The following is a 21817-nucleotide window of genomic DNA, read 5'->3' as shown; positions in this document are numbered from 1 at the left end:
GACCTGGCCCTGTGTAAGAATTCACGGAGCACACCGGCACCCCCGCGAGAGGCGACATGGAGCTCACCGACTACATCCGGATCCTCCGCAAGAACTGGGTCATCATCGTCGTGGCGACCCTTGTGGGCATCGGCATCGCCGCAGCCTGGTCGCTCACGCGCACCCCCCAGTACGAGGCGCAGAGCACGGTCTTCGTGTCGACCCAGTCGGGTTCGACGATCCAGGATCTGCAGCAGGGATCGAACTTCACGCAGTCCCGCGTGCAGACCTACACGAACCTCGTCACGACGCCGATCGTGATGAATCCGGTCATCGCCGAGCTCGAGCTCGGCACGACGGCGAACGATCTGGGCGCGCGGGTCGAGGCATCCGCCGCGCTCAACACGACGCTGATCACGATCACCGTGACCGATACGGATCCGGTCCGCGCCGCCGAGACCGCGAACGCGCTCGCGATGTCGCTGACGGCCGTCGTGGAGCAGCTCGAGACACCCAACGGCACCGACACGAGCCCGGTCAGCCTCGAACGGGTGAAGGACGCGCTGCCGCCGCTCGAACCCTCCAGCCCGAACGTGCCGCTGAACCTGGCGCTGGGCGCCCTGGTGGGGCTCGCGCTCGGCATCGGCGTGGCGGTGCTGCGCGCCGTGCTCGACACGCGCATCCGCACGCCGCGCGACGTGGAGCAGGTCAGCGATCGCCCGATCATCGGCGCCATCGCGTTCGACCCGAGGGCGAAGGAGCGGCCGCTCATCGTGCACGCCGATCCGCTCAGCCCCCGGGCCGAGTCGTTCCGGTCGATGCGCACGAACCTGCAATTCCTCGAGAACGAGGGGCGCGCGTCGTTCGTCATCACCTCGAGTGTGCCGAGCGAGGGCAAGTCGACGACCGCCATCAACCTCGCGATCGCGCTCGCCGACGCAGGCAAGCGGGTGGCACTGCTCGACACCGATCTGCGCAAGCCCAAGGTCGCCGAGTACCTCGGCATCGAGGGCGGCGCAGGTCTCACCGACGTGCTCATCGGCCGCGCGCGCCTGAGCGACGTGATGCTCCCGTGGGGCAACCGCAGCCTCTACGTGCTGCCCGCCGGCAAGATCCCGCCGAACCCGAGCGAGCTGCTCGGCTCGAAGAGCATGCGCCAGCTGCTCGAGGCGCTTGAGCGCGACGTCGACATCGTGCTGTGCGACGCCCCTCCCCTGCTCCCCGTGACGGATGCCTCCATCCTGGCGAAGCAGACCAACGGGGCGATTCTCATCGTCTCGGCCGGTCACACCAACCGCCATCAGCTGTCGGGGGCGATCGACGCGCTGCAGACCGCGGGTGCGCACATCGCGGGCATCGCGATGACGATGGTCCCCACGCGCGGACCGGACTCATACGCCTACGGCTATGGCTACGGCTCGTACGGGTACGTCGACGCGGCGCCGGCGAAGAAGACCAAGCGCACCAAGCCCCCGAAGACCGCGAAGTCCGCGAAGTCCGCTCCCGCGGGCTCGCCCGCGGCGACCTTCGCGCCCGCTCAGCCCAGTGCCGCTCAGCCCGCTGCCGCTCCGGCGCGCCAGGCTCCTGCGGCTGCTCGCCCGGCGCCTCAGGCGGCTCCCGCCGTCTCGGCGCCGGTGCGGTCGATGCCGGCGACGCCGCTGGAGGAGTCACGAGCGACTCCGCAGAACGGGGGGCTCACGATCGACGACATCGTGCGGCAGGCGGGCGGCTCGTCGAGCGCCCCGGGCCGCAACGACCCCCTGCCCTGAGCCACCGGCCCCATGCAACGGTTCGGCGCGGCGAGATGGCTCGCGATCACGGGAGTGCTCGCGCTCGTCGTCGTGGTGACGGTGCTCGCGTTGGCCGCGTATCAGCACGCCAATCCTGACGCCGCCCGGAGCGAGGCCCAGCCGGTGCCGACCTTCTCGGTGGGGGTTCGGACCCAGACGCCGACGCCGACGCCCACGGCGAGCGCCGTGGACCTCACACAGGCCCGCATGCTCGCGATCGGCTCCGAGGTCTGGTGGCGCGCGACCGCCGGCTCGTGTGCCGGCCCCGCGCCCGTCGTCGAGCGCTCGTACGACCAGGGCGCGACCTGGACCGACGTGACGCCCGCCTACCTCGGCATCGCACAGGTGCAGACGCTCGAGGCCTTCTCCGCCCGCGACGCCGAGCTGGTCGGCGCCACGGCCGGCTGCGAGCCTCAGGCGCTGCGCACCTACACCCGCGGCGAGTTCTGGGACTCCTACCCCGACGTGCTCGCCGCCTCGCGCTACGTGGACCTGCGCGATGCCGGGTCCGTGCAGCTGCCGTCCGGCCCCGTTCCCGCGCCGTGCCCGGCCGCGTTCGGACTCCACGCGTCCGGCGACGTGGTCGCACTGGTGTGCGATGGGCGGGCGTGGTCATGGTCGGCCGGGCAGTGGGCCGCGCTCGCTCCCGAGCGCGCACTGGCGGTGGCGGTCGACGATTCCGACATCCTGGTCGCGCATCAGGCCGACGACTGCGCCGGCATCGCGATTGCGCGCGTGGCCGCCGACATGTCCGGTGTCGCGTCGGCGGTGGGCTGCGTGGAGGGAACGGATGCCGCGGGCCCCGTCGCGATCGCGGCTCGGGGTGATGGCGTCGTGGCGTGGATCGGTGACGCGCTCGTCGGCATCCCGTGATGTGACCGCCATCAACAGGAGACATATCCCCCGTCCGGCATAGCTTTGGCGGGCTCCCTTGTCCGGTTGCGCACCGGCGTTGCGGGCCGCGGCCGAACCTCAAGATCAGCGCGGTTTCTCCTCAAGTCGCGTAATGGACTTGAACCGTTTCGATCGGCACCCCTAGGTTCAGGAACGTCGCCTTTCGCCGCGACGCCGGGTACCCGAAGTTCACCGGCGGTCTCGCGAAATGCGGCAATTCTGAGGGCAGAGCCCGTGCGCCGTGGGGGCGCGTCGGGTTTGGGGCTGCCTTCTTGAGCGATGCCTCTGGGGGGCACCGATATGAACCACGACGCTTCATCGCGCCGCGAAATGCGCCAGCACGCCCGAAACCGCCGCCGTATGCGGCGCTCGGCCGGTGCGGTCGCCGCCACCGTGCTCTCGGCGGGCCTCGTGCTCGGCGGGCTCGCACCCGCCCTCGCCGTGCCATCGGTGGCGCCGGCGACGTCGGTCGACACGTCCGCCGCGGCACGCGCCGCGCAGGCGATCGCGCCGCTCGCAGCGCCCTCGATCCCGTCCGGCGGCGCCGCCATCACGGTCAACCTGCGCGCCCTCCGCGACGCCGCAGGCGGGCAGACGACGACCTCGGCCACCGCGGGCATCGCACTCGAGCTGCGCAACGAGACCACGGTCGACGGCGGCGCGACCTACGGCAGCACGGTCGTCGCGACCTGCACGACCGACGCCGACGGCGACTGCAGCTTCGTGCTCGCCAATGCGCCCACTTCGAACGGCCCGCGCTACTGGGTGGTGCCGACGGCGACCGCGGGCCCCGACGCCTTCCTCAGCCAGTACCTCGTCACCGGTGACAACACCGACTCGTCGAACAACACCGACCGCTTCGCCGCGACGCCGTACGCGTTCCGCACGCCGGCGATCACCCGGTCGCAGACGCCGTACCAGGTGCCCACCACCGGCACCGGCAACATGCCGAGCAGCTCGCGCGTCGGCAACCCCGGCCTGCCGCTATCGCGCACCGTGTCGACCTCCAACCGGTGGAACCACTACGGCACCGAGATGATCCCCACGATCGACAATCCCCGCTTCACGCCGACGTGCACGCCGGGCCTCAAGGTCGCGCTGATCGTCGACACCTCCACCTCGATGACCTACAACAACAACGAGGGTCTCAACGGCGCGCGCACCGCATCCAAGGCCTTCGCGGCGGCCTTCGCCGGCAAGGGCGTGTCGCTCGGCATCTTCCAGTTCGGCAACAACGCGGCCACCGTCATGAACCCGACCGTGGTGACCAGCGGCAACCTCTCGTCGATCAACTCCACGATCAACGGCATCTCGGTATCGGGCACGCAGTACACCAACTGGGATCGCGGCATCGAGCAGGTCGCCGGCGCCGACTACGACATCGCCGTCATGCTGACCGACGGCAACCCCACCCGCTACCGCAGCGGCTCGGGCAACGGCTCGTGGACCGACCTGCGCGGCATCGAAGAGGCCATCCTGTCGGCCAACCTCGTGAAGGCGCAGGGCACGCAGATGATCACGTTCGGCGTCGGCGACTACCTCAACCCGAGCACGCCCTACAACCTGGCGTCGGTCACGGGACCGGTGCAGTGGACCGCGAACGGCGGCATCCCGATCGGCCAGGCCGACTTCGCGATCCCGACCAGCTGGGATGTCGTCGCGACCCAGCTCGGCAACCTGGCCTCGTCGCTCACCTGCGAGGCGACCGTGCAGGTGCGCAAGCAGGAGCGCGCGGGCAACGGCACGCTGACGGATGCCGCGGGCTGGACGTTCACGCCCGCCAAGACCGGCGCGGGCACGATGACGCCGGCGGGCGCGCAGACGACGGCGACCGGCGGCTACCTCCCGCAGCCGTGGCGCATCGCCTTTACGAGTGCGTCCCAGACCGCGAACGTCTCGATCACCGAGACGGCGAAGCCGGGCTGGTCGGTCGAGAGCGTGACGTGTCTGAAGAACGGCGCCCCGATCTCCGGCATCCCGAACGCCGCCACGTTCTCGCTGACCGGCCTCGCCGTGGGTGACGCCGTGGTCTGCACCGTCGTCAACGGCCAGGCGGCCACGGTGCAGGCGAACAAGACCTGGGTCGTGAAGGACTCGGCGGGCACCACTGTCGGCACGTACTACCAGCGCGGCAACGCGGGCGACCCGGCGGTTCCGGCGGGACTCGCCGCGACGCCGGGCATCGGCCAGACGCCGTCGCCGAAGTGGGGAACCGCGTACAGCGGGTTCTCGATCGGTCAGCAGCTGGCCTTGCGCGAGACCGCCACGATCGACGCCCAGCTGCTGCCGGGCTGCGTGCTGACGTCGCAGCAGCTGACGGCGGGCAACAGCCAGTCGACCGGGCTGCCGTTCGATCTGACGACGGGCGACTACACCGCGACCCTCGTGGGCGGCGCGAACGTCTTCGAGTTCACGAACACCGTCACCTGCACGCAGACGCTCGATCTCGTGAAGGTCGTCGCGGCGCCCGGCACCGCGGCGACGTCGGTGTGGACGCTCGAGGCGAAGGCCCCGTCCGGCGCCCTCACCGGGCCGAAGGGCACCTACAGCGCCTCGACGCCCGTGACCGCCAGCGTCTCGCCCGCCGCCGCCTACACTCTGTCGGAGTCGGGTGGACCCGACACGTACGTCCCGGCATCCACCGGCTGGCAGTGCGTGCTCACCGGCACGACCACGACGGTCGCGGTGACGAACGCCAAGGTCACCGTGCCGCTCGGCCAGAAGGTGACCTGCACCGTCACCAACACGACCGCGAAGCTCACGCTGCTGAAGAAGACCGCGGACGGCTCGGGCCTCGTTCCCGCCGACTTCACGCTGACCGGCACGCCGGCGTCGGGCTTCACGCTCGCCGCACTGCAGACGGCAGGGGCGACCACGGCGAGCGCCGGCAACACGTTCGAGGTGCGCCCCGCGCACACGTACACGCTGGCAGAGACCGACGACTCGGGCACCATCGCCTACCGCAACCTCGGGCTGCAGAAGCTGAAGCCGGGCACCGACCCCGCCGTCGACGCGAACTGGGAGAACGTCGCGTCCACCGAGGTCCAGGTCGCCGCCGGCGAGCAGGCGACCTACCGATTCGTCAACGACAAGGTGCCCGCGGTCGTGCTGCCGCTGACCGGCGGCACCGCGTCGGACGCCTTCCTGCTCCTGGGCGGAGCCATCGTCTCGGCGGTCGTCGCCGTGGCCGCGTGGCGCGCCGCCCGCCGAATGAAGCGAGGAACCGCCTGACCCGATCCGACGAGACCTGACCTTTTCGAATCATCCATCCGAAGCACCATTGACCGACTTTCTGGGGAAGTAGATCAACATGAACACGTCCATTTCGAAGCGGGTGACCGCCGCCATCGGCGCACTCGCACTGGGGATCCTCGGGGCCGTCGCGGTGACGGCTCCCGCGTCGGCGACCACGCCCAACGGCGTCGGTGACATCACCGGCCAGTCCGGCACGCTGACCATCCACAAGTACGAGCGCACGGCTGACAGCCCGCTCGACCCCGGCACCGGCGAGAAGATCCCGGGCTTCACCGGCATCGGGCTCGACGGCGTCGAGTTCACCATTCAGAAGGTGACCACGCCCGCGCTCACCACGACGGCAGGCTGGGATGCCGTCGAGGCGATCGCCGACGCGGCCGACCCGATCGCCGCCGCCACCACGGCGGGTCTCACGACCGTCACCACCGTGACGACCGCGAACGGCGGCGTCGCCACGGCGAACCTGCCGTACGCGCTGTACCTGGTAACCGAGACCAACTCGCCCTCGACGGTGACCGACAAGGCCGCACCGTTCCTCGTGACGATCCCGTTCCCGACCGGCCCCGACGCCGAGAACCCGAACGAGTGGATCTACGACGTCCACGTCTACCCGAAGAACGCCGTCACGGAGCTCGAGAAGACGGTCGTCGCGCCCACCGCCGGTGAGCTCGCCTTCGGCGACCTCGTTCGCTGGCAGATCGTGGCCGGCGTGCCCGTGCTCGCCGACGGCGAGGAGCTCTCGGAGTTCGTCGTGCGCGACCAGGTCGACCCGGCTCAGCTCGCGTTCGTCACCGATGCACAGGCAACCGCCTTCGGCGTCGCCCCGTCCTCAGTCACCGCGACCGACGGCAGCAACGCACCGGTCGCGCTCGTCGCGGGCGACTACTCGATCGCCCCGGTGGGCGCGAACGAACTGGCCGTCACCTTCACCGCATCGGGCCTCACCAAGCTCGCCGGTGCCCAGGGCGGCCAGGTCACGTTCACCGTGCTCACGCAGGTCAAGGCGGTCCCCGCCAATGGCGTGATCGAGAACGACGCGATCAGCGTCGTGAACGACAGCGAGCTGACGGCATCCACCACGACGGCGGTGGGTCAGTTGCGTGTGCTGAAGTACGCCAAAACCGACGCGAACCCCGAGGTTCCGCTCACCGGTGCGAAGTTCAAGCTCTTCCTCGACGAGGCCGGCACCAAGCCGGTGACCGTCGCGGGTGCGAGCGAGTGGACCACCGCCGACGGCGGCCTGCTGAACATCCCGGCACTTCGCCCGGGCACGTACTGGCTGGTCGAGACCGCGGCGCCTGCGGGCTACGTCCTCGACGCCACGGCGCGTCAGGTGCAGGTCGTGGCCGGTCAGGCCACGACGTCGGTGAACTTCGTCAAGGTCGAGAACGAGCAGGTTCCCGCGTGGGAGCTGCCTCTCACCGGTGGTGACGGAGCCCTCTGGTTCGGTGTCGGCGGCGCGGCCCTCGTGGCCATCACCGTCGGTGCGGCGGTGCTCATCAGCCGTCGCGCGAAGGCGAACGCCTGACCGATTCACCGCCGTCGCCCGACGGCGGTGAAACCGGACGGTGGCGGGCCCCCCTCCCCCTTGCGCCCGCCACCGTCCTCCTCACCCGAAAGAACTGCGTGACTCTCACGTTCCAGCAACCGACGCGACCGGAACCGCCACTGCGGGACCGGTCGCGTCGGCGTGCGCGGCGGCGCTTCCCGTGGCCGGCGGCAGCGCTCGCCCTGGGCTTTCTGCTCGGCATCGCCGTGCTGCTCTACCCCTCAACGGCGGCCTGGTTCACGCAGTACCAGCAGTCGCAGCGCATCGACGCCTACTCAGAGACGGTGCGAGATCTCACGGTCGAGTCACGTCACGCCGCGATTCAGGATGCCGTCGCCTACAACGACGCGCTGGTCGACGGCACGTCGGTGGTCGCCGCCGGCGAGAACAAGCCCCTCGCCGCGGCGGGCGCCGAGTCCGGCTACGACCAGCTCCTGCACGCCGACGACACCGGCCTGATGGCCCGCATCAAGATCCCGTCGATCGACGTCGACCTGCCGATCTACCACGGCACCAGCGACGAGACCCTCGCGAAGGGCATCGGCCACCTCGAGGGCACTGCGCTGCCGATCGGCGGCGCGAGCACGCACTCGGTGCTGACCGGTCACCGCGGCCTCGCCGACGCCGAGCTCTTCACCAACCTCGACAAGGTCGCCGTCGGCGACACCTTCACGATCGAGGTCTTCGGCGAGGTGCTGACCTACCAGGTGACCGACACGAAGGTCGTCGAGCCCGAGCAGACCGAGACCCTCTACGCGCAGCGTGGCGCCGACCTCGTCACCCTCGTCACCTGCACTCCCCTCGGCATCAACACCCACCGCATCCTCGTCACCGGCGAGCGCATCCTCCCCACTCCGGTTCGTGACATGGATGCCGCCGGCCAGCGCCCCGACATCCCCGGCTTCCCCTACTGGGCGCTGGGACTGGGCGGCGCCGCCCTGGTCGCTGGCGCCTACGTGGTCTTCTCGTCGCGCCGTCGCCCCGCCCGCTGACCGCCGCCCCCTTCCCCTCCGCCCCTTCCGGTCGTTGAGCGAGCGAGGAACGAGCGAGTCGAAACGCGCCTAACCGTCCAACAACCCTCCCGTTCGTTGAGCGAGCCTGCGAGTCGAAACGCCCCCGCGCCCGTCGCGCCACCCCGCCCGGTCGTTGAGCGAGCTTGCGAGTCGAAACGCGCCGAACCGCCCCCGAGCCGTCGACCACCCCACCCGGTCGTTGAGCGAGCTTGCGAGTCGAAACGCAGACCCGAAACGCCCCAAGCCCGTCGAGCCACCCCACCCGGTCGTTGAGCGAGCTTGCGAGTCGAAACGCAGACCCGAAACGCCCGCAATTCACGTGTGGTCACAATCGCGGGCGCGCAAATATCACACCCCACGAACCAGTGCAAATCGACATACCGACGAGCCGCATAGTAACCACCCACACCCACCGCCACCCTCCCGCCTTGAGCGAATCCTGAGCCTGAGCGCCACGCAGCGAAACATGGACATGGGCAGGATGAGAGCGCTCTAATAATGGAGTTGGCGTTCTCCCCTCCCCCATGGATGCGAATGCCGATTCCAACCATTCGGCCGAAACAAACACCTGATACCCTGCCCGTGGTGGCCGGGTAATCCACCACAAAGCGAGAAGACATTGTGACGTCGAATCCCCACATCGACGCGCCAACGGAGACGCCGCCCTATCCCCAGGCACGGGCAGCCGCGCCTTCGTCGAGCCCCGGCGCCGCCGTTCCCATCATCGCTGAGCGGGCGCCGAGCACTCCCCCGGTCGCTGAGCGAGCGACGGACGAGCGAGACGAAGCGCCCCACCGCACCCCGTGGCGCCGCGACTACGCCGCCCGCCTCTGGTTCAGCGACCTCTTCGTCCTCATCTGGGCGGTGTACGGCACCCAGCTCCTGTGGTTCGGGTGGGGCAACGCCCAGGTCGCGATCCGTGAGGACTCACGCTTCAACGAGTTCTCTTACTGGGCCTTCTCAGCGGTTCTCGTGATCGCCTGGATGTGGGCTCTGTCGCTCATCGACTCTCGCGACCATCGCATCATCGGCGCGGGTCCAACCGAGTACGTACGCGTGGCGCGAGCAAGCTTCACGTTCTTCGGCGCCATCGCGATCCTCGCCTTCCTTTTCCGGGTTGACGTCGCCCGCGGCTATCTCCTGATCACGCTGCCGCTTGGCATTTTCGTGCTCCTACTCGAGCGCTGGCTCTGGCGCCAGTGGCTCATCGCGCAGCGTTTGGTCGGGCAATACTCGGCGAGAGTCCTCCTCGTCGGGTCGGCGGACTCGGTCGCTGCGATCGCACGCGAACTCCACCGCTCGCCTACCGCGGGTTACCGGGTGGTCGGCGCCTGTGTACCCTCCGGCAAGATCGCCGACTCGATTCCCGGCACGTCGGTGCCGGTGATGGGCACCGTAGACAACGTCGAACTGGCCATTGCCGCCACAGGCGCCGACACCGTCGCTGTGACGAGCACGGACGACCTGCCGACGATGAAGGTCAAGCAGATCTCGTGGGCACTCGAGGCAGGGCGCCAGCACCTGGTGCTGGCGCCGAGCATCGCCGACATCGCAGGTCCGCGCATCCACACACGTCCGGTCGCCGGCCTCCCGCTGATCCACGTCGAGACTCCGAAGTTCAGCCGTGGCCAGCGCATCGCGAAGCGCACGATGGATCTTCTGATTTCTGTCGTGGGAGTGGTCCTCATCAGCCCGCTGCTCGCTTTCCTGGCGATCAGCGTCCGCCTGACGTCTGACGGGCCAGTCCTCTTCCGTCAGAAGCGAGTCGGCCTGAAGGGCCGCGAGTTCGAGATGCTCAAGTTCCGCTCGATGGTCGTCAACGCCGAGGAGCTCCTCGCCGATCTCCGCGAGAAGCAAAACTCCGGCAACGAGGTCCTCTTCAAGATGGCCGATGACCCGCGCGTGACGCAGGTCGGCAAGTTCATGCGCAAGTACAGCCTGGATGAACTCCCCCAGTTGTTCAACGTCATCGCAGGCAGCATGTCACTCGTCGGTCCGCGACCTCCGCTTTCCAGCGAAGTCGCGCAGTACGCCGAGCACGTGCACCGCCGATTCCTTATGAAGCCTGGAATCACCGGCGCTTGGCAAGTGGGTGGTCGGTCAGCTTTGTCGTGGGAGGACTCCGTCCGACTGGATCTCGCCTATGTCGAGAACTGGTCGCTGTTGGGCGACATAGTGATCGTCCTGAAGACGGGCAAGGCCGCACTCGTCCCAGGCGAAACGGCTCACTGATGCAAGCAAACGTTAGGCATCAAGCCGACACATATCGTGCCTTGAGCAAGCGGGGATCCAAACCGGCACTCGTCTCGGACACGTCGCCCCCTTCGAGATTCCCGTCGACCGGCGTAAACGCATGTGAGAGCCGCGTGGCGTTCACTCCGGGACTGGACGCACATTCATCGAACCGCTCGAGCCGACCCACGAATTGAGGACCAGCCATCCGCACATTACATGTTGCCGGCGTGCCGTTCGAGTGCACGACCATGACTCACGCCGTAGAACGTCTGCTCGCCTCGGGCCGCGGCGATCGCCCGCCTGAGGAGTTCAGGCTTGCGAACGCGTACTGTGTGGCGCTTGCTAACACGCAAGATTCCTATGGCACGCTCCTGCGAGGCCAAGGCGTGAACTTTCCGGATGGTCAGCCTGTGGCGCTGGTGCTAAAGGCGAGTGCCGGCAGCGCGTCCCCGCAACGAGTACGTGGACCCTCTTTCTTTCAAACAGCCCTCCAACAGAGCGCGACTGACCCGAGCATTCGACACTTCTTTGTAGGCAGCACGGATGCAACTCTCACGAAGCTCATCGACGAGGTCAAGCGTCGGCATCCGAACCTGACAATCGCTGGCTCTTACTCGCCGCCGTTCGCGCCCCTCAGCCCGACCTACATGGAAGATCTACTCGCTCATATTCGCCCGGCGGAACCCAGCATCGTATGGGTGGGCATGGGTACTCCCAAGCAAGACTTCGTCAGTGCTGCGATCGTTGAGCACCTCGGCATATCTTCCGCCGGCGTGGGCGCGGCGTTTGACTTCGTGGCAGGGACAGTACGCGAGGCCCCACTGTGGGTTCAGAGGAGTGGAACGGAGTGGATCTATCGCTTGGTCCAAGAACCTCAGCGCCTCTGGAAGAGATACCTCATCGGCAACGCACAGTTCGTTCACTATGTCGTCAAGCATGCCCTCCTCCCAGAGCGACAGGCTGTCGAAGCGTGAGCCTGAAGCCCAATGACCAGCCGGCTGTCAACAGAGCGTCAGTCAGCTGCGTCATTCCTACACACAATCGACCGACTGAACTTCATCGGGCGCTCGATTCCGCGCTCCTGCAATCCGTTCCGCTGCGAGAGATCGTCGTCGTCGACGATGCGGCTTCGGTTGAGGTGGCGAAGCTCGTCGACTTACAACAAGCCAAGACGCACGTTCGCATCATCCTGATTACTCTGTCTGAGAGCGACAAGCGTGGAGCAAGCCGTTCGAGGAACGCAGGCGTCGAGCACGTCACAGGGGAGTTCGTAGCGTTCCTGGACGATGATGACTATTGGGACCCGGACTTCATCGCGCGAACTCTCCCAGATCCGACGCAGCACGATATCGGCTTCAGCTGGATGGACGTCCGCACTGAAGCGGGCGTAGTACTCTCGGAACGGCGCGGATTTGCACCAACGGTAGCTCAACAGGTTGTCACGCGAAATCCTGGTTTCACAGGAAGCAATTTCATTATCCGACGAGATTGCTTCCACGGTCTCGACGGATTCGACGAGGACCTTCGAGCCTATAACGACATTGATTTTCTTGTCAGGGCAGTATCGCGTGGGCACCGGATCCATGTCGCTGAGGCCGTCCTCGTCCACCAAATGATTGGCGAAGGCGAGCATCTCTCGTCACGCAGCAAGCGGCGAGCGAAGGCCATCCGCGCGTACGCAAGAAAGCATGATTCTCTTCTTAACGGCGCGGACCGGCGCAGACTTCGGCGAGACTACCATCTCTCCCTCCGCGGATCGGACGCGTCGAGAGTCGAACGAGCGATGCATTTTGTGCTGATGTGGATGAATTCGACTCCAGTCGATCTTTCCCGCACATGGAATCAGCGTGCCGCCGGCGCAAAGCGGGCGTACGGATGATCGCCGGCGTCACTCACGGGCGTGAGGATGAGCGACTATGACAAATCTGCCGAAGCCGTCGTCGGTGCGCGGAAATGGCATCTGGGACGCCGCCCAACAAGGCATTAGCACGCTCGCAAACGCGGTCATTTCGTTGTTGGTTGTGACCGCACTGTCGATGGAAGACTACGGGGCCTACTCGTACGCGATCGCGGTGACCGGGATCGCGATGTCGATCATGAACGCCGGATTGGGCGGGTTGGTTGTTCGCTACCTCGTCGAGCACCGCAGCCAGAACCGGGCGCTGGTAACCGCGATGCTGATTTCACGATCAGCGCTGGCGTGTGCTGGCTACGCTTGCGCGGCGCTGCTTGCATTGACTGCGGGCAGCGAGGTTGTTCTCGTGGCGACACTTGTTGCGCTCGTCGCTCTTTTTGGTAAGGCACTTGAGGGTCCCGAAGCATGGTTCCTCTCACAGCTCAGGAGCCGGCGCACAGCAACACTGCGCGTATCAGTGACGCTGGTGGCCTTTTCTGCACGATTGGCCGCGATCATCTTCTTTCCGAGCCTCTTGGTATTCGTGGCGCTGTTTGTGCTCGAAGCCATACTTTCGGGCATAGCTATACTCGTGGCTTATCTGAGGGAGCCGGATTCCCCCGGTCTGTCCCGTCCGGATATACGGACTTCGGTTGAACTGATCCGGGAATCTCTTCCGCTTCTGCTCTCAGGCATCGCTAATCAGGTCACGTTGAAGGCCAATGTCATCATCGTGCAGGCTCTTCTCGGGGCGACCAGTGTCGCAGTATTCTCCGTCGCGGCCCGTATAAGTGAACTCGCGTACTTTCTGCCGGTTGTGTTTATGAATTCGCTCCTGCCGCACTTGATGAGCCTAAGATTTGAGTCTGAGGATCATTCAGCCTACAAAGCGATGATGAAGAAGGCGTACGGTCGCGCGCTCTGGGCAGGTATAGGCGTCGGCCTCGTCGTCGGCGTTGCCAGCGCGTTTGCTATCCCCTGGATATTTGGACCCGAATACGGCGATTCGGTTCCGGTTCTAGCAATATATCTGTGCGCTACGCCGTTCGTCTTTATGGCTGCCGTCTACTCCAAGTGGATTATCGTCGAGAAGGTCCTGTGGGCCTCGCTTGTTAGGCATTGCATTGGCGCGATCGTTAGCATCGGGGCGAGCATTGCTCTCGTTCCAGTCGCCGGGGTTACCGGAGCCGCTGCAGCGACCGTGCTGGCCTATGTTTCAGCATCGTACGTTGCAGCCTTCTTTTCACGCCTGACTCGGGGTCAGGCCATTCTTATGTCGTCCGCTTGGCTTTACCCGTTGACGCTTATTGGCAGGCGGAGAACTGGCGGCATGCAGCACCGAGGAGGACGCAGTTGACTGCAAGAGCTTTGATCCGAACCACCCTCGGCCGCGCGCGTCAAGCATGGCTTCGGCGTCGACAGGTCACGCTCATCTCAAGCGCGATGGTGCGGGAGCATCGGGCGGTCCGAGCGGGGCACGCCGCGTTCTCTAGGGATGACCGCCGACGCTACCTACTACGGCGGAATATCCACATGATTGAGAAGGGTCTCACGATGCGCCCGCGGCGAGAAACATTCGCGGCGGACTACATCACGGAGACGTTGAGTGCGGCAGAGTTCGGTTTGCGCTTCCTTGAGGCCGAAGAAGCGGAATGGGTCATAAGCGTTCTAACAGAGTATTTCGCTGCCACCCGGAACTCCGACTCACCACAGATTCGTGAGGCGCATCGCGTCTTCATTTCTCTGGAAACGGCCGCACCCACTAGTCGTGCACGTGGTCCGCAACCTGCCTCGACCCCCAACCATCCGGGAGATATCGAAGTCCTCAGCCGTATCGCCAACGGCCGCCGGTCGGTGCGCTGGTTTAGCGATGAACCGGTCGACCGGAGGGCAGTCGACCGTGCAGTTGGTATTGCCTTGGAATCGCCCACCGCGTGCAACCGTTCGCCGTACCGCTTTGAAATCTTCGACGAACCTAGCGACGTGCGACGAGTCGCCGACCTCGCTATGGGTACCCGCGGGTACTCGCACCAAATAAAGGGCCTGGTAGTGGTAGTTGGACTCTTGAACGCGTTCTTCGACGAGCGGGATAGGCACCTCATCTACATCGACTCTTCCCTTGCCGCCATGTCGTTCGTCCTAGGCCTGGAGAGCCAGGGCGTTGCGTCTTGCATCATCAACTGGCCCGATATCCCTGAGCGCGAACTGAAAATGCGCAGGCTTCTGCAGCTATCCGCCGCCGAGAAGGTGGTGATGCTGATCGCGTACGGCCATCCCCTGGAAGGGTCATTGGCGCCGTACTCAGGGAAGCAATCGGTGACTGAGGCGCGTCAGTTCCGCAATCTTGAGGGAGCGAAATGAGCAAGAATAGGTTTGTCCTCATCACTGGGGTGGAGTTTACAAATCAGGGCGCGTTCCTAATGATGCGCGCCGCAATGCAGGAAGTCCGAGAGCGGCTTGGAGCGGTTCCTGTACTGGATTATCGTGTCGGGACTGCGGAAGAACGCGAAGCCGTCGGAGCGAGGACATTCGTCCCCGTCCGACTGGAGCGCGTGGCCGGGCTCCCCGGCATTGGGCCCGCGATGAGCACGGCGACGCAGTGGATACACCCGCGCCAACTCACCGCCGTGCTTGATGCATCGGGGTATAGGTACGGGGATGCTTGGACTTCGCTCGATCTCAATTCGTCAGTGCTCCGCTACCGTCGATTTGCGGATCTGAACATCCCCGTCTATGTGCTGCCGCAAGCGCTTGGCCCTTTCGAAGAGACTCGTTCGGTCGCAGTGAGCATCCTTGGCACGTCACGACTGGTGTTCGCGCGGGACCCAGACTCATATAGGGCGATCGTTGATGTCGCACCTGCGTCCGCCCTGGACAGGCTCCGACAGTCGCCGGACTTCACCGGCGGGGTGAAGGGCGCGGAACCGGTTCCTTCTTGGGCGGAGGCTGGGAACGCACCCTTAGTTCCGAACTGGAACATTGCCGAGCGAGCGCAGAGCCTGGCCGCTCGGGATCAGTACATTCAGAATCTCGCTGATCTCGCGGTGGAACTACACCGCCGCGGGTTCGCCCCGTATGGCCTGAGTCACGAAGGCGCTCGCGACACGAGGCTCCTTCATGAAGTCCGCGAACGAGTTGACGAAGTGGATTTTCCCGTAGTGGGCGGCTTCAACGGTCTTGAGCTCAAGTGGATTATCGGGCGATCGGGGATCCTCGTCTCGGGGCGCTACCACGCGTTGGCGAGCGCGCTCTCACAGGATGTCCCCGTCGTCGCACACGGATGGAGCCACAAATATCGCTGGCTTCTCGAGGAGCACGGGTGCGCAAGCACACTTGTCGATCCCTACTCCCCTCGCGGCTCACAGTTTGCGGCACTCGACAGGGCGCTTTCGATGGACCGCGCGACGATCTCGGCTGGCGCCGAGGACTACCGAGAAGCAAACCGGCGGATGTGGGATTCCATCTCCGCCGATCTAGAGATGGTTCAGACAGGATGAATGCTCCGAGGCTCGCTCTTCGAATCAAGCGGTTTGCACTACATTGCAGAAACTCGCCCAACCCGGCGATGAAGATGCTGGGAGTTATCGCGTCGGTTTCGTACCGTTCATTCGCATTGTACGTCCTAGGTATGGACATTCCAACATCTACGCGGATCGACGGCAACCCCATCGTGCATCATCCGGTCGGGCTCGTTATAAGCGACAACGCGCATATCGAGAACAATGTACAGCTACGACAGAACACCACAATTGGGGTACGCCGTTCTGGTGGCCCCGCGCCAAGACTGCGTGAAGGCGCCGATATCGGTGCGAACGTAGTGATCCTCGGCGGGGTTACGGTCGGCGAGCGCGCAACTATTGGTGCGGGAAGCGTGGTGCTCATCGACATTCCCCCAGGAGCGATCGCGGTGGGGAACCCCGCACGTATCGTTCGGAAGGATCAGTAGTCATGCCCGGCCAGGTGACCGTCATCATGCCTGTAGCAGACTCCGGCAAGACCATTGAGGCGGCAGTCAGGACGACTCTGCTCTCGCTTGACCAGGAGGGGGTCGTGCTGGTCTATGACGACGCCAGTTCTGATGACACGGTGGACAGACTCAAGCGCATCATGTCGCGCGATCGCCGCGTGCGCCTCATTCGCGGCCAAACCCGAGTGGGTGTGGCTGTCGCGCTGAATGCGCTCCTATCTGAGACGACGACCGATCTGGTCGCACGAATGGACGGCGACGATCTGGTACTACCGGGGCGTTTCCGCCGGCAAGTGCGTGAACTCACCACCTCCCGGGTCGATGTAACGTTCACCTCCCGTATCAACTTCGGAAGCAACCTGAGAAACTACCGACCGTATCTTCAGCGACGGATATCTCCCGACCAAATGCCGTGGTTGATGCTGAGTTCTAATCCCGTCCCGCACAGTTCGATGCTCGGCAGAACCCGCGTCCTGACGGGCGCAGGCGGGTATCGGCAGTCGGTCGCGGAGGATTACGATCTTTGGCTGCGCCTTCTCTCGTCGGGGCACCGGTTGTCTTCGTCGGCGATCCCTGGAATCGCATACCGTATGCACCCTAATCAGGTCACGCGAAGCGCTGAGTGGCTAGTCAGGTTCGAGAAGGATGAAGTACTCAGGGCAAGCTACAACCAGCTTGCGATCACTCTTGGCTTGGATGGCGACGCATGGGAACTTCGCCGCGCCCACCCCGACGTTGCGACAAACCGCATCAAGGCGGGGCTGAGATCTGGACGCCAGCCCATCGTTCATGATTCCGCCGGAGGCACTGCCCTGTGAGCGCGCCCATCGTTGTGATCGAGCACCTCGACCCGCAAGACCTCGTCCCATCAGGTATCGATACGATCGTCAATGACGTCATTCAGTTCGCTCCTGACCGTGAGGTCTCAGTTGTAGGCATCACAGCCTCAGATATTCCCGTCGGTGTCTGGAGGCGAGTCAGCGTTGGCGACAGGGCAATCCAGTTTCTTCCCGTCGCTCGTTTTGATCGGCGAGCCCGGCGAAAGCTTGTGCCGCATTCGATCCGTTTCATTGCGGGGCTATTCAGCCATCGCGCCGCGATCCGGAGTGCGCTTCTCGGAGCAGAGGTGCACACACACCGCCTCGAAACGGGTCGGGCAGCCTCGTTGTTCGGGTTCGGGGCCCCCGTGCAGTTCATCCACAACGCTGCTGCGAGCTTGACCGGGGACAACTCCGACTCAGTCTGGCGATTTGCCGGCCCCCTCTACCACGCGCTGGAACGGGCAGCGGTCCGGGGCGTGAGGGCTCTGGTCGTATTCAACCGCCGCGAGGCGGAGCGACTGACAGTGCTCGCACCGGGCCGATGCGTCTCTGCCCGCACATGGTACGATCCCGCAGTTTTCCGTCCAATGGGTGCCACTCAATCCATAGAGAAAAGCGGAATCGTGTGGGTCGGGAGGCTGGAAGAACAGAAGAACCCGCTGCTGGCGATTGACGTCGCGGCCGCCCTACGCGATCGTGGCTTCGACGCACATCTCTCGATGATTGGCGATGGCTCCCTTCGCCCGAACGTCGAACGAGCAATTGAGCGACAGGGTTTGTCCGACCGGGTATCTCTCGTCGGGGCCGTAAGCAGGGAGGGAGTGGCCAACGAGCTGCAACAGTCGGCTCTGCTGCTCATGACATCGCACTACGAGGGTTCACCGACAGCTCTTATTGAGGCGCTCGCTTGCGGCACCAAGGTGGTTGCCACAACGGCTAGCGACCAGGATGACCTGTTGACAGACTCGTCGCGCGGCGCGACAGCGCCAGCAGACGTTGATGCGCTCGCATCAGCGGTCACCGAGCACTATCGGACGGAGATTGCCCCCGACCTGGCGATTTCAAGCCGGGCGGCACCATTTGCTGTCCCCCGACTGCTGAACCAAATCGACGCGATTGTCCGCTAATGCCGGCTGAACTACTACTGTTCATCGCTCCTGTTCTCCTTCTCGGCCTGCTCCTCCTGCGGGACCTCCCCATTTTTGGCCTCCTTGCCTGCCTTATCCTGGCGCGTGCCGCGTTTGACGGCCCCTTCAACCTACAGGTCGCGGGAAATCCGTTAAGCGGCGTACTCGGAATCTTGATTCTCGGGCTGGGGATTGCCTCGGGCATCCGTGGATGGCGGGGATTCATCCCGATGCTCGCTCTGGGTGGGGTGCTTTTCGTGTCTAGCCAATCAGCGCTGCTCTTCGACGCCGATGCGATTAGCGAGTACATCCGCCTGATGTCTGTGATCGCTGTCTTCGTGATTGTCGCGAACCTCCGGAATCGTCCAAGCCCGCGCGCGGTCGTAACCGTCATCCAACTGACAGCGCTTATTTCAGCGGTCTTTTCTTTGATTCAGTTCGCGACGGGTGGCGGGTTGGTTGTTGACGGAGTACTCCGAGCCACGGGCACCATGGCGCATCCAAACTCGGCCGCACTGCTTTATTGCATGGCCATCTCCGCGTCGGTGATCGCATACTTCGAGCTGGGACACCGGCGTCTCGACTTGGTAGTCGCAGCCGTGCTGTTTGTCGCGCTATTGAGCACGGGAAGCGTGGGAGGCATCGTAGCCCTTGCCGCGATGCTCTGCGCTTACATCCTGCTGTCTCCCCGCGTTGCGATGAACGTTCGAATCGGGGTGCCAGTTCTGGCAGCGGCTGGCGTCATCGGATTCCTTCTCTCGCCTCTCGGAGCCGAGCGGGTATCCGAGTTCGTGAGTCTCGACTTGTCAGGAGCGTCCGGAGAGCGCAATTCGCTCGAATGGCGGATTGGCCGATGGCAGGATGTACTTACCTACTGGGAGCAGTCCCCAATTGTTGGCGTTGGCTACGGCGCGTCCGCGGGCGGAGCACTGCTGAACGGTTATCCGCCTCATAACGAATATGTGCGCGCGATCGTCGAACTGGGGCTGCTAGGCATTGTGGTGATCGCAATCCTCATTGTCGCGACGCTTCGCGCGCTTCGCCGGGTCGCACGGACGGGGGAGGCGGCGGGCGCCCTCGCGACGCTGGGGATCGCAATGCTTGGCGGCATGCTCGTGAATGCCATCGCGGAGAACACGTTCATGTACTCAGTACCTGGATACTTGCTCGCGCTCACTATTGCCTCTGCTCTGTGGCGCCCGCCGCGTTCAACGTCGGGAGACTCACTTCAATCCATGAAAACCTACGAGAGGAAGTCTCACTTTGCCTAAGCGTGCGCTTATCACCGGAATCACCGGTCAGGACGGCTCTTACCTAGCTGAACTGCTGTTGGCGAAGGGGTACGAGGTGCATGGTCTGATTCGACGTGCATCGACGTTTAACACGCACCGGATTGACCACCTCTACGTAGATCCGCATGACCCGAATGCGAAGCTGTTCCTCCACTACGGGGACCTAAGTGATGGGGCGCGTCTTGTGACGTTGATGGCGGAGATCAATCCCGACGAGGTGTACAACCTGGCGGCGCAGTCGCATGTGCGGGTGTCGTTCGATGAGCCGGAGCACACCGCCGACACGACCGGCACCGGCACGATCCGTCTGCTCGAAGCGGTACGCCTTTCGGGGATCGATACGAAGTTCTATCAGGCGTCGACGTCGGAGTTGTATGGCGCGACGCCGCCGCCGCAGTCGGAGACCACGCCGTTCTACCCGCGGTCGCCGTATGCGGCAGCCAAGCTCTACAGCTATTGGATCACCAAGAACTATCGCGAGGCTTACAACCTGTTCGCGGTCAACGGCATCCTCTTCAATCACGAATCCCCTCGACGTGGTGAGACGTTCGTGACGCGCAAGATCACGCGCGCGGTCGCTCGTATCAAGGCCGGGGTTCAGAAGGACCTCTATCTTGGCAACATCGACTCCATCCGCGACTGGGGCTACGCCGCGGAGTACGTCGAAGGCATGTGGCGGATGCTGCAGGTCGACGAGCCGGAGGACTTCGTGCTCGCCACGGGCGTCGGCTACACGATCCGCGATTTCCTCCACACATCGTTCGGGCACGTCGGCCTGGACTGGCAGGAGTTCGTGAAGTTCGACGAGCGCTACCTGCGCCCGACCGAGGTCGACGCCCTCATCGGCGACCCGTCGAAGGCGGGCGAGAAGCTCGGCTGGACCCCGACGATCGATGGAAAGGAACTCGCGAAGCTGATGGTGGACGCCGACGTGACGGCGTTGGAAGAGGGTCCGGAATGGATCGACACAGTCAACCTCGCTTCCTGGACGACCGAGCCCTCACTGGCGCTGCGGTGAGCACGGCGATCGACGGCGTCCAGTACACCCCGGCCGAGCTGGATCGGGATGCGACGTTCTACGTCGCCGGGCATCGCGGGCTGGTCGGCTCGGCCATCGTGCGCCGGCTCGAGAGCGCCGGGTTCACCAACATCGTCGGCAAGACCTCCGCAGAGCTGGACCTGAAGAACCGCGACGCGGTCTTCGACTACCTACGTGAGATCAAGCCGAAGTATCTGGTGCTGGCGGCGGCGAAGGTCGGTGGGATCCTCGCGAACCGCACCTATCCGGTGGACTTCCTCAGCGACAATCTCCGGATCCAGTCCAACGTCCTGGACGCGGCGGTCGCGAACGAGGTCGAGCGGGTCGCGTTCCTGGGATCGTCGTGCATCTACCCGAAGTTCGCGGAGCAGCCGATCCGGGAGGACGCGCTGCTCACCGGGCATCTGGAGCCGACAAATGACGCGTACGCGATCGCCAAAATCGCCGGCATTCTTAATGTGCAGGCGGTGCGGCGCCAGTTCGGGCTGCCGTGGATCTCGGCGATGCCGACGAACCTGTACGGACCGAACGACAACTTCTCCCCGAACGGCTCGCACGTGCTCCCTGCGCTGATCCGCCGGTATGACGAGGCGGCGAAGTCGAGCGCGGAGTCAGTGACGAACTGGGGCACCGGCACCCCGCGGCGCGAATTCCTCCATTCGGACGACATGGCCGACGCTGTGCTTCACCTCCTCGAGCACTACGACGGACCGGACCAGGTCAACGTCGGCACCGGCACGGACGTCACCATCCGCGAGATCGCCGAGACCATCGCCGGCGTCGTCGGGTTCGAGGGCGAGACGGAGTGGGACACCACCAAGCCCGACGGCACCCCGCAGAAGCTGCTCGACGTCTCCAAGCTCGCCGACGCCGGCTGGACAGCGAAGATCTCGCTCGCAGACGGCCTCGACCGCACCGTCGCTTGGTACCGTGACCATGTCGACACCATCCGCGAGTAACCG

17 protein-coding genes are annotated in these 21817 nt (G+C 64.9%); all 17 read left to right on the top strand.

Translation table 11 applies throughout. From position 1 onward, the window contains the following. Positions 1-56: 56 nt before the first annotated feature. The 17 genes from MRBLWS13_RS16620 (at position 57) to MRBLWS13_RS16540 (ending at position 21814) form a co-directional block, all read left to right on the top strand. On the top strand, positions 57-1748 hold the full coding sequence (locus MRBLWS13_RS16620) for a polysaccharide biosynthesis tyrosine autokinase (protein ID WP_349426430.1): 1692 nt from the start codon (positions 57-59) through the stop codon (positions 1746-1748). A 12-nt stretch (positions 1749-1760) separates the two neighbouring features. Further along, positions 1761-2642, top strand: a complete 882-nt coding sequence (locus tag MRBLWS13_RS16615; RefSeq protein WP_349426429.1) for a hypothetical protein — start codon at positions 1761-1763, stop codon at positions 2640-2642. Positions 2643-2993: 351 nt separating this feature from the next. Further along, positions 2994-5894, top strand: coding sequence for a VWA domain-containing protein (locus MRBLWS13_RS16610; RefSeq protein ID WP_349426428.1), 2901 nt, complete (start codon positions 2994-2996; stop codon positions 5892-5894). 79 nt (positions 5895-5973) lie between these two features. After that, positions 5974-7446: a SpaH/EbpB family LPXTG-anchored major pilin gene (locus tag MRBLWS13_RS16605; protein ID WP_349426427.1), complete on the top strand. Its 1473-nt coding sequence runs from the start codon at positions 5974-5976 to the stop codon at positions 7444-7446. Between the two features lie 98 nt (positions 7447-7544). After that, positions 7545-8459: a class C sortase gene (locus tag MRBLWS13_RS16600; RefSeq protein WP_349426426.1), complete on the top strand. Its 915-nt coding sequence runs from the start codon at positions 7545-7547 to the stop codon at positions 8457-8459. Between the two features lie 741 nt (positions 8460-9200). Continuing rightward, entirely contained in the window at positions 9201-10712 is a 1512-nt protein-coding gene (locus MRBLWS13_RS16595) for a sugar transferase (RefSeq protein WP_349429086.1), read from the top strand. A 251-nt stretch (positions 10713-10963) separates the two neighbouring features. Then, on the top strand, positions 10964-11689 hold the full coding sequence (locus MRBLWS13_RS16590; RefSeq protein WP_349426425.1) for a WecB/TagA/CpsF family glycosyltransferase: 726 nt from the start codon (positions 10964-10966) through the stop codon (positions 11687-11689). Continuing rightward, the gene (locus MRBLWS13_RS16585; RefSeq protein ID WP_349426423.1) at positions 11686-12594 is read left to right on the top strand and encodes a glycosyltransferase; all 909 of its coding nucleotides are present in this window, start codon (positions 11686-11688) and stop codon (positions 12592-12594) included. The genes MRBLWS13_RS16590 and MRBLWS13_RS16585 overlap by 4 nt, the downstream gene beginning before the upstream one ends. A gap of 37 nt (positions 12595-12631) precedes the next feature. Then, the gene (locus MRBLWS13_RS16580; protein WP_349426422.1) at positions 12632-13966 is read left to right on the top strand and encodes a flippase; all 1335 of its coding nucleotides are present in this window, start codon (positions 12632-12634) and stop codon (positions 13964-13966) included. A gap of 176 nt (positions 13967-14142) precedes the next feature. Beyond that, positions 14143-14970: a nitroreductase family protein gene (locus tag MRBLWS13_RS16575; protein WP_349426421.1), complete on the top strand. Its 828-nt coding sequence runs from the start codon at positions 14143-14145 to the stop codon at positions 14968-14970. Beyond that, positions 14967-16106 (top strand): polysaccharide pyruvyl transferase family protein, encoded by a 1140-nt coding sequence (locus tag MRBLWS13_RS16570; protein WP_349426420.1) that lies wholly within the window; start codon positions 14967-14969, stop codon positions 16104-16106. Before MRBLWS13_RS16575 ends, MRBLWS13_RS16570 begins: the two co-directional genes overlap by 4 nt. Positions 16107-16237: 131 nt before the next feature. Further along, positions 16238-16555, top strand: a complete 318-nt coding sequence (locus tag MRBLWS13_RS16565; protein WP_349426419.1) for a DapH/DapD/GlmU-related protein — start codon at positions 16238-16240, stop codon at positions 16553-16555. A 2-nt stretch (positions 16556-16557) separates the two neighbouring features. Further along, entirely contained in the window at positions 16558-17394 is an 837-nt protein-coding gene (locus MRBLWS13_RS16560) for a glycosyltransferase family 2 protein (RefSeq protein ID WP_349426418.1), read from the top strand. After that, positions 17391-18524: a glycosyltransferase gene (locus tag MRBLWS13_RS16555; RefSeq protein WP_349426417.1), complete on the top strand. Its 1134-nt coding sequence runs from the start codon at positions 17391-17393 to the stop codon at positions 18522-18524. The genes MRBLWS13_RS16560 and MRBLWS13_RS16555 overlap by 4 nt, the downstream gene beginning before the upstream one ends. After that, a complete protein-coding gene (locus MRBLWS13_RS16550; RefSeq protein ID WP_349426416.1) occupies positions 18524-19795 on the top strand; it encodes an O-antigen ligase family protein in 1272 nt (423 codons plus the stop codon). Before MRBLWS13_RS16555 ends, MRBLWS13_RS16550 begins: the two co-directional genes overlap by 1 nt. Then, positions 19788-20834, top strand: coding sequence for a GDP-mannose 4,6-dehydratase (gene gmd, locus MRBLWS13_RS16545; RefSeq protein WP_349426415.1), 1047 nt, complete (start codon positions 19788-19790; stop codon positions 20832-20834). The genes MRBLWS13_RS16550 and gmd overlap by 8 nt, the downstream gene beginning before the upstream one ends. Beyond that, the gene (locus tag MRBLWS13_RS16540; protein WP_349426414.1) at positions 20831-21814 is read left to right on the top strand and encodes a GDP-L-fucose synthase; all 984 of its coding nucleotides are present in this window, start codon (positions 20831-20833) and stop codon (positions 21812-21814) included. Before gmd ends, MRBLWS13_RS16540 begins: the two co-directional genes overlap by 4 nt. The last annotated feature ends 3 nt before the right edge of the window (positions 21815-21817 follow it).

Origin of the sequence: Microbacterium sp. LWS13-1.2, assembly GCF_040144835.1 — a bacterium.
GTDB lineage: Bacteria > Actinomycetota > Actinomycetes > Actinomycetales > Microbacteriaceae > Microbacterium.
The sequence above is the reverse complement of the archived record's forward strand: the minus strand, read 5'-3'. Positions and strand labels throughout refer to the sequence as shown.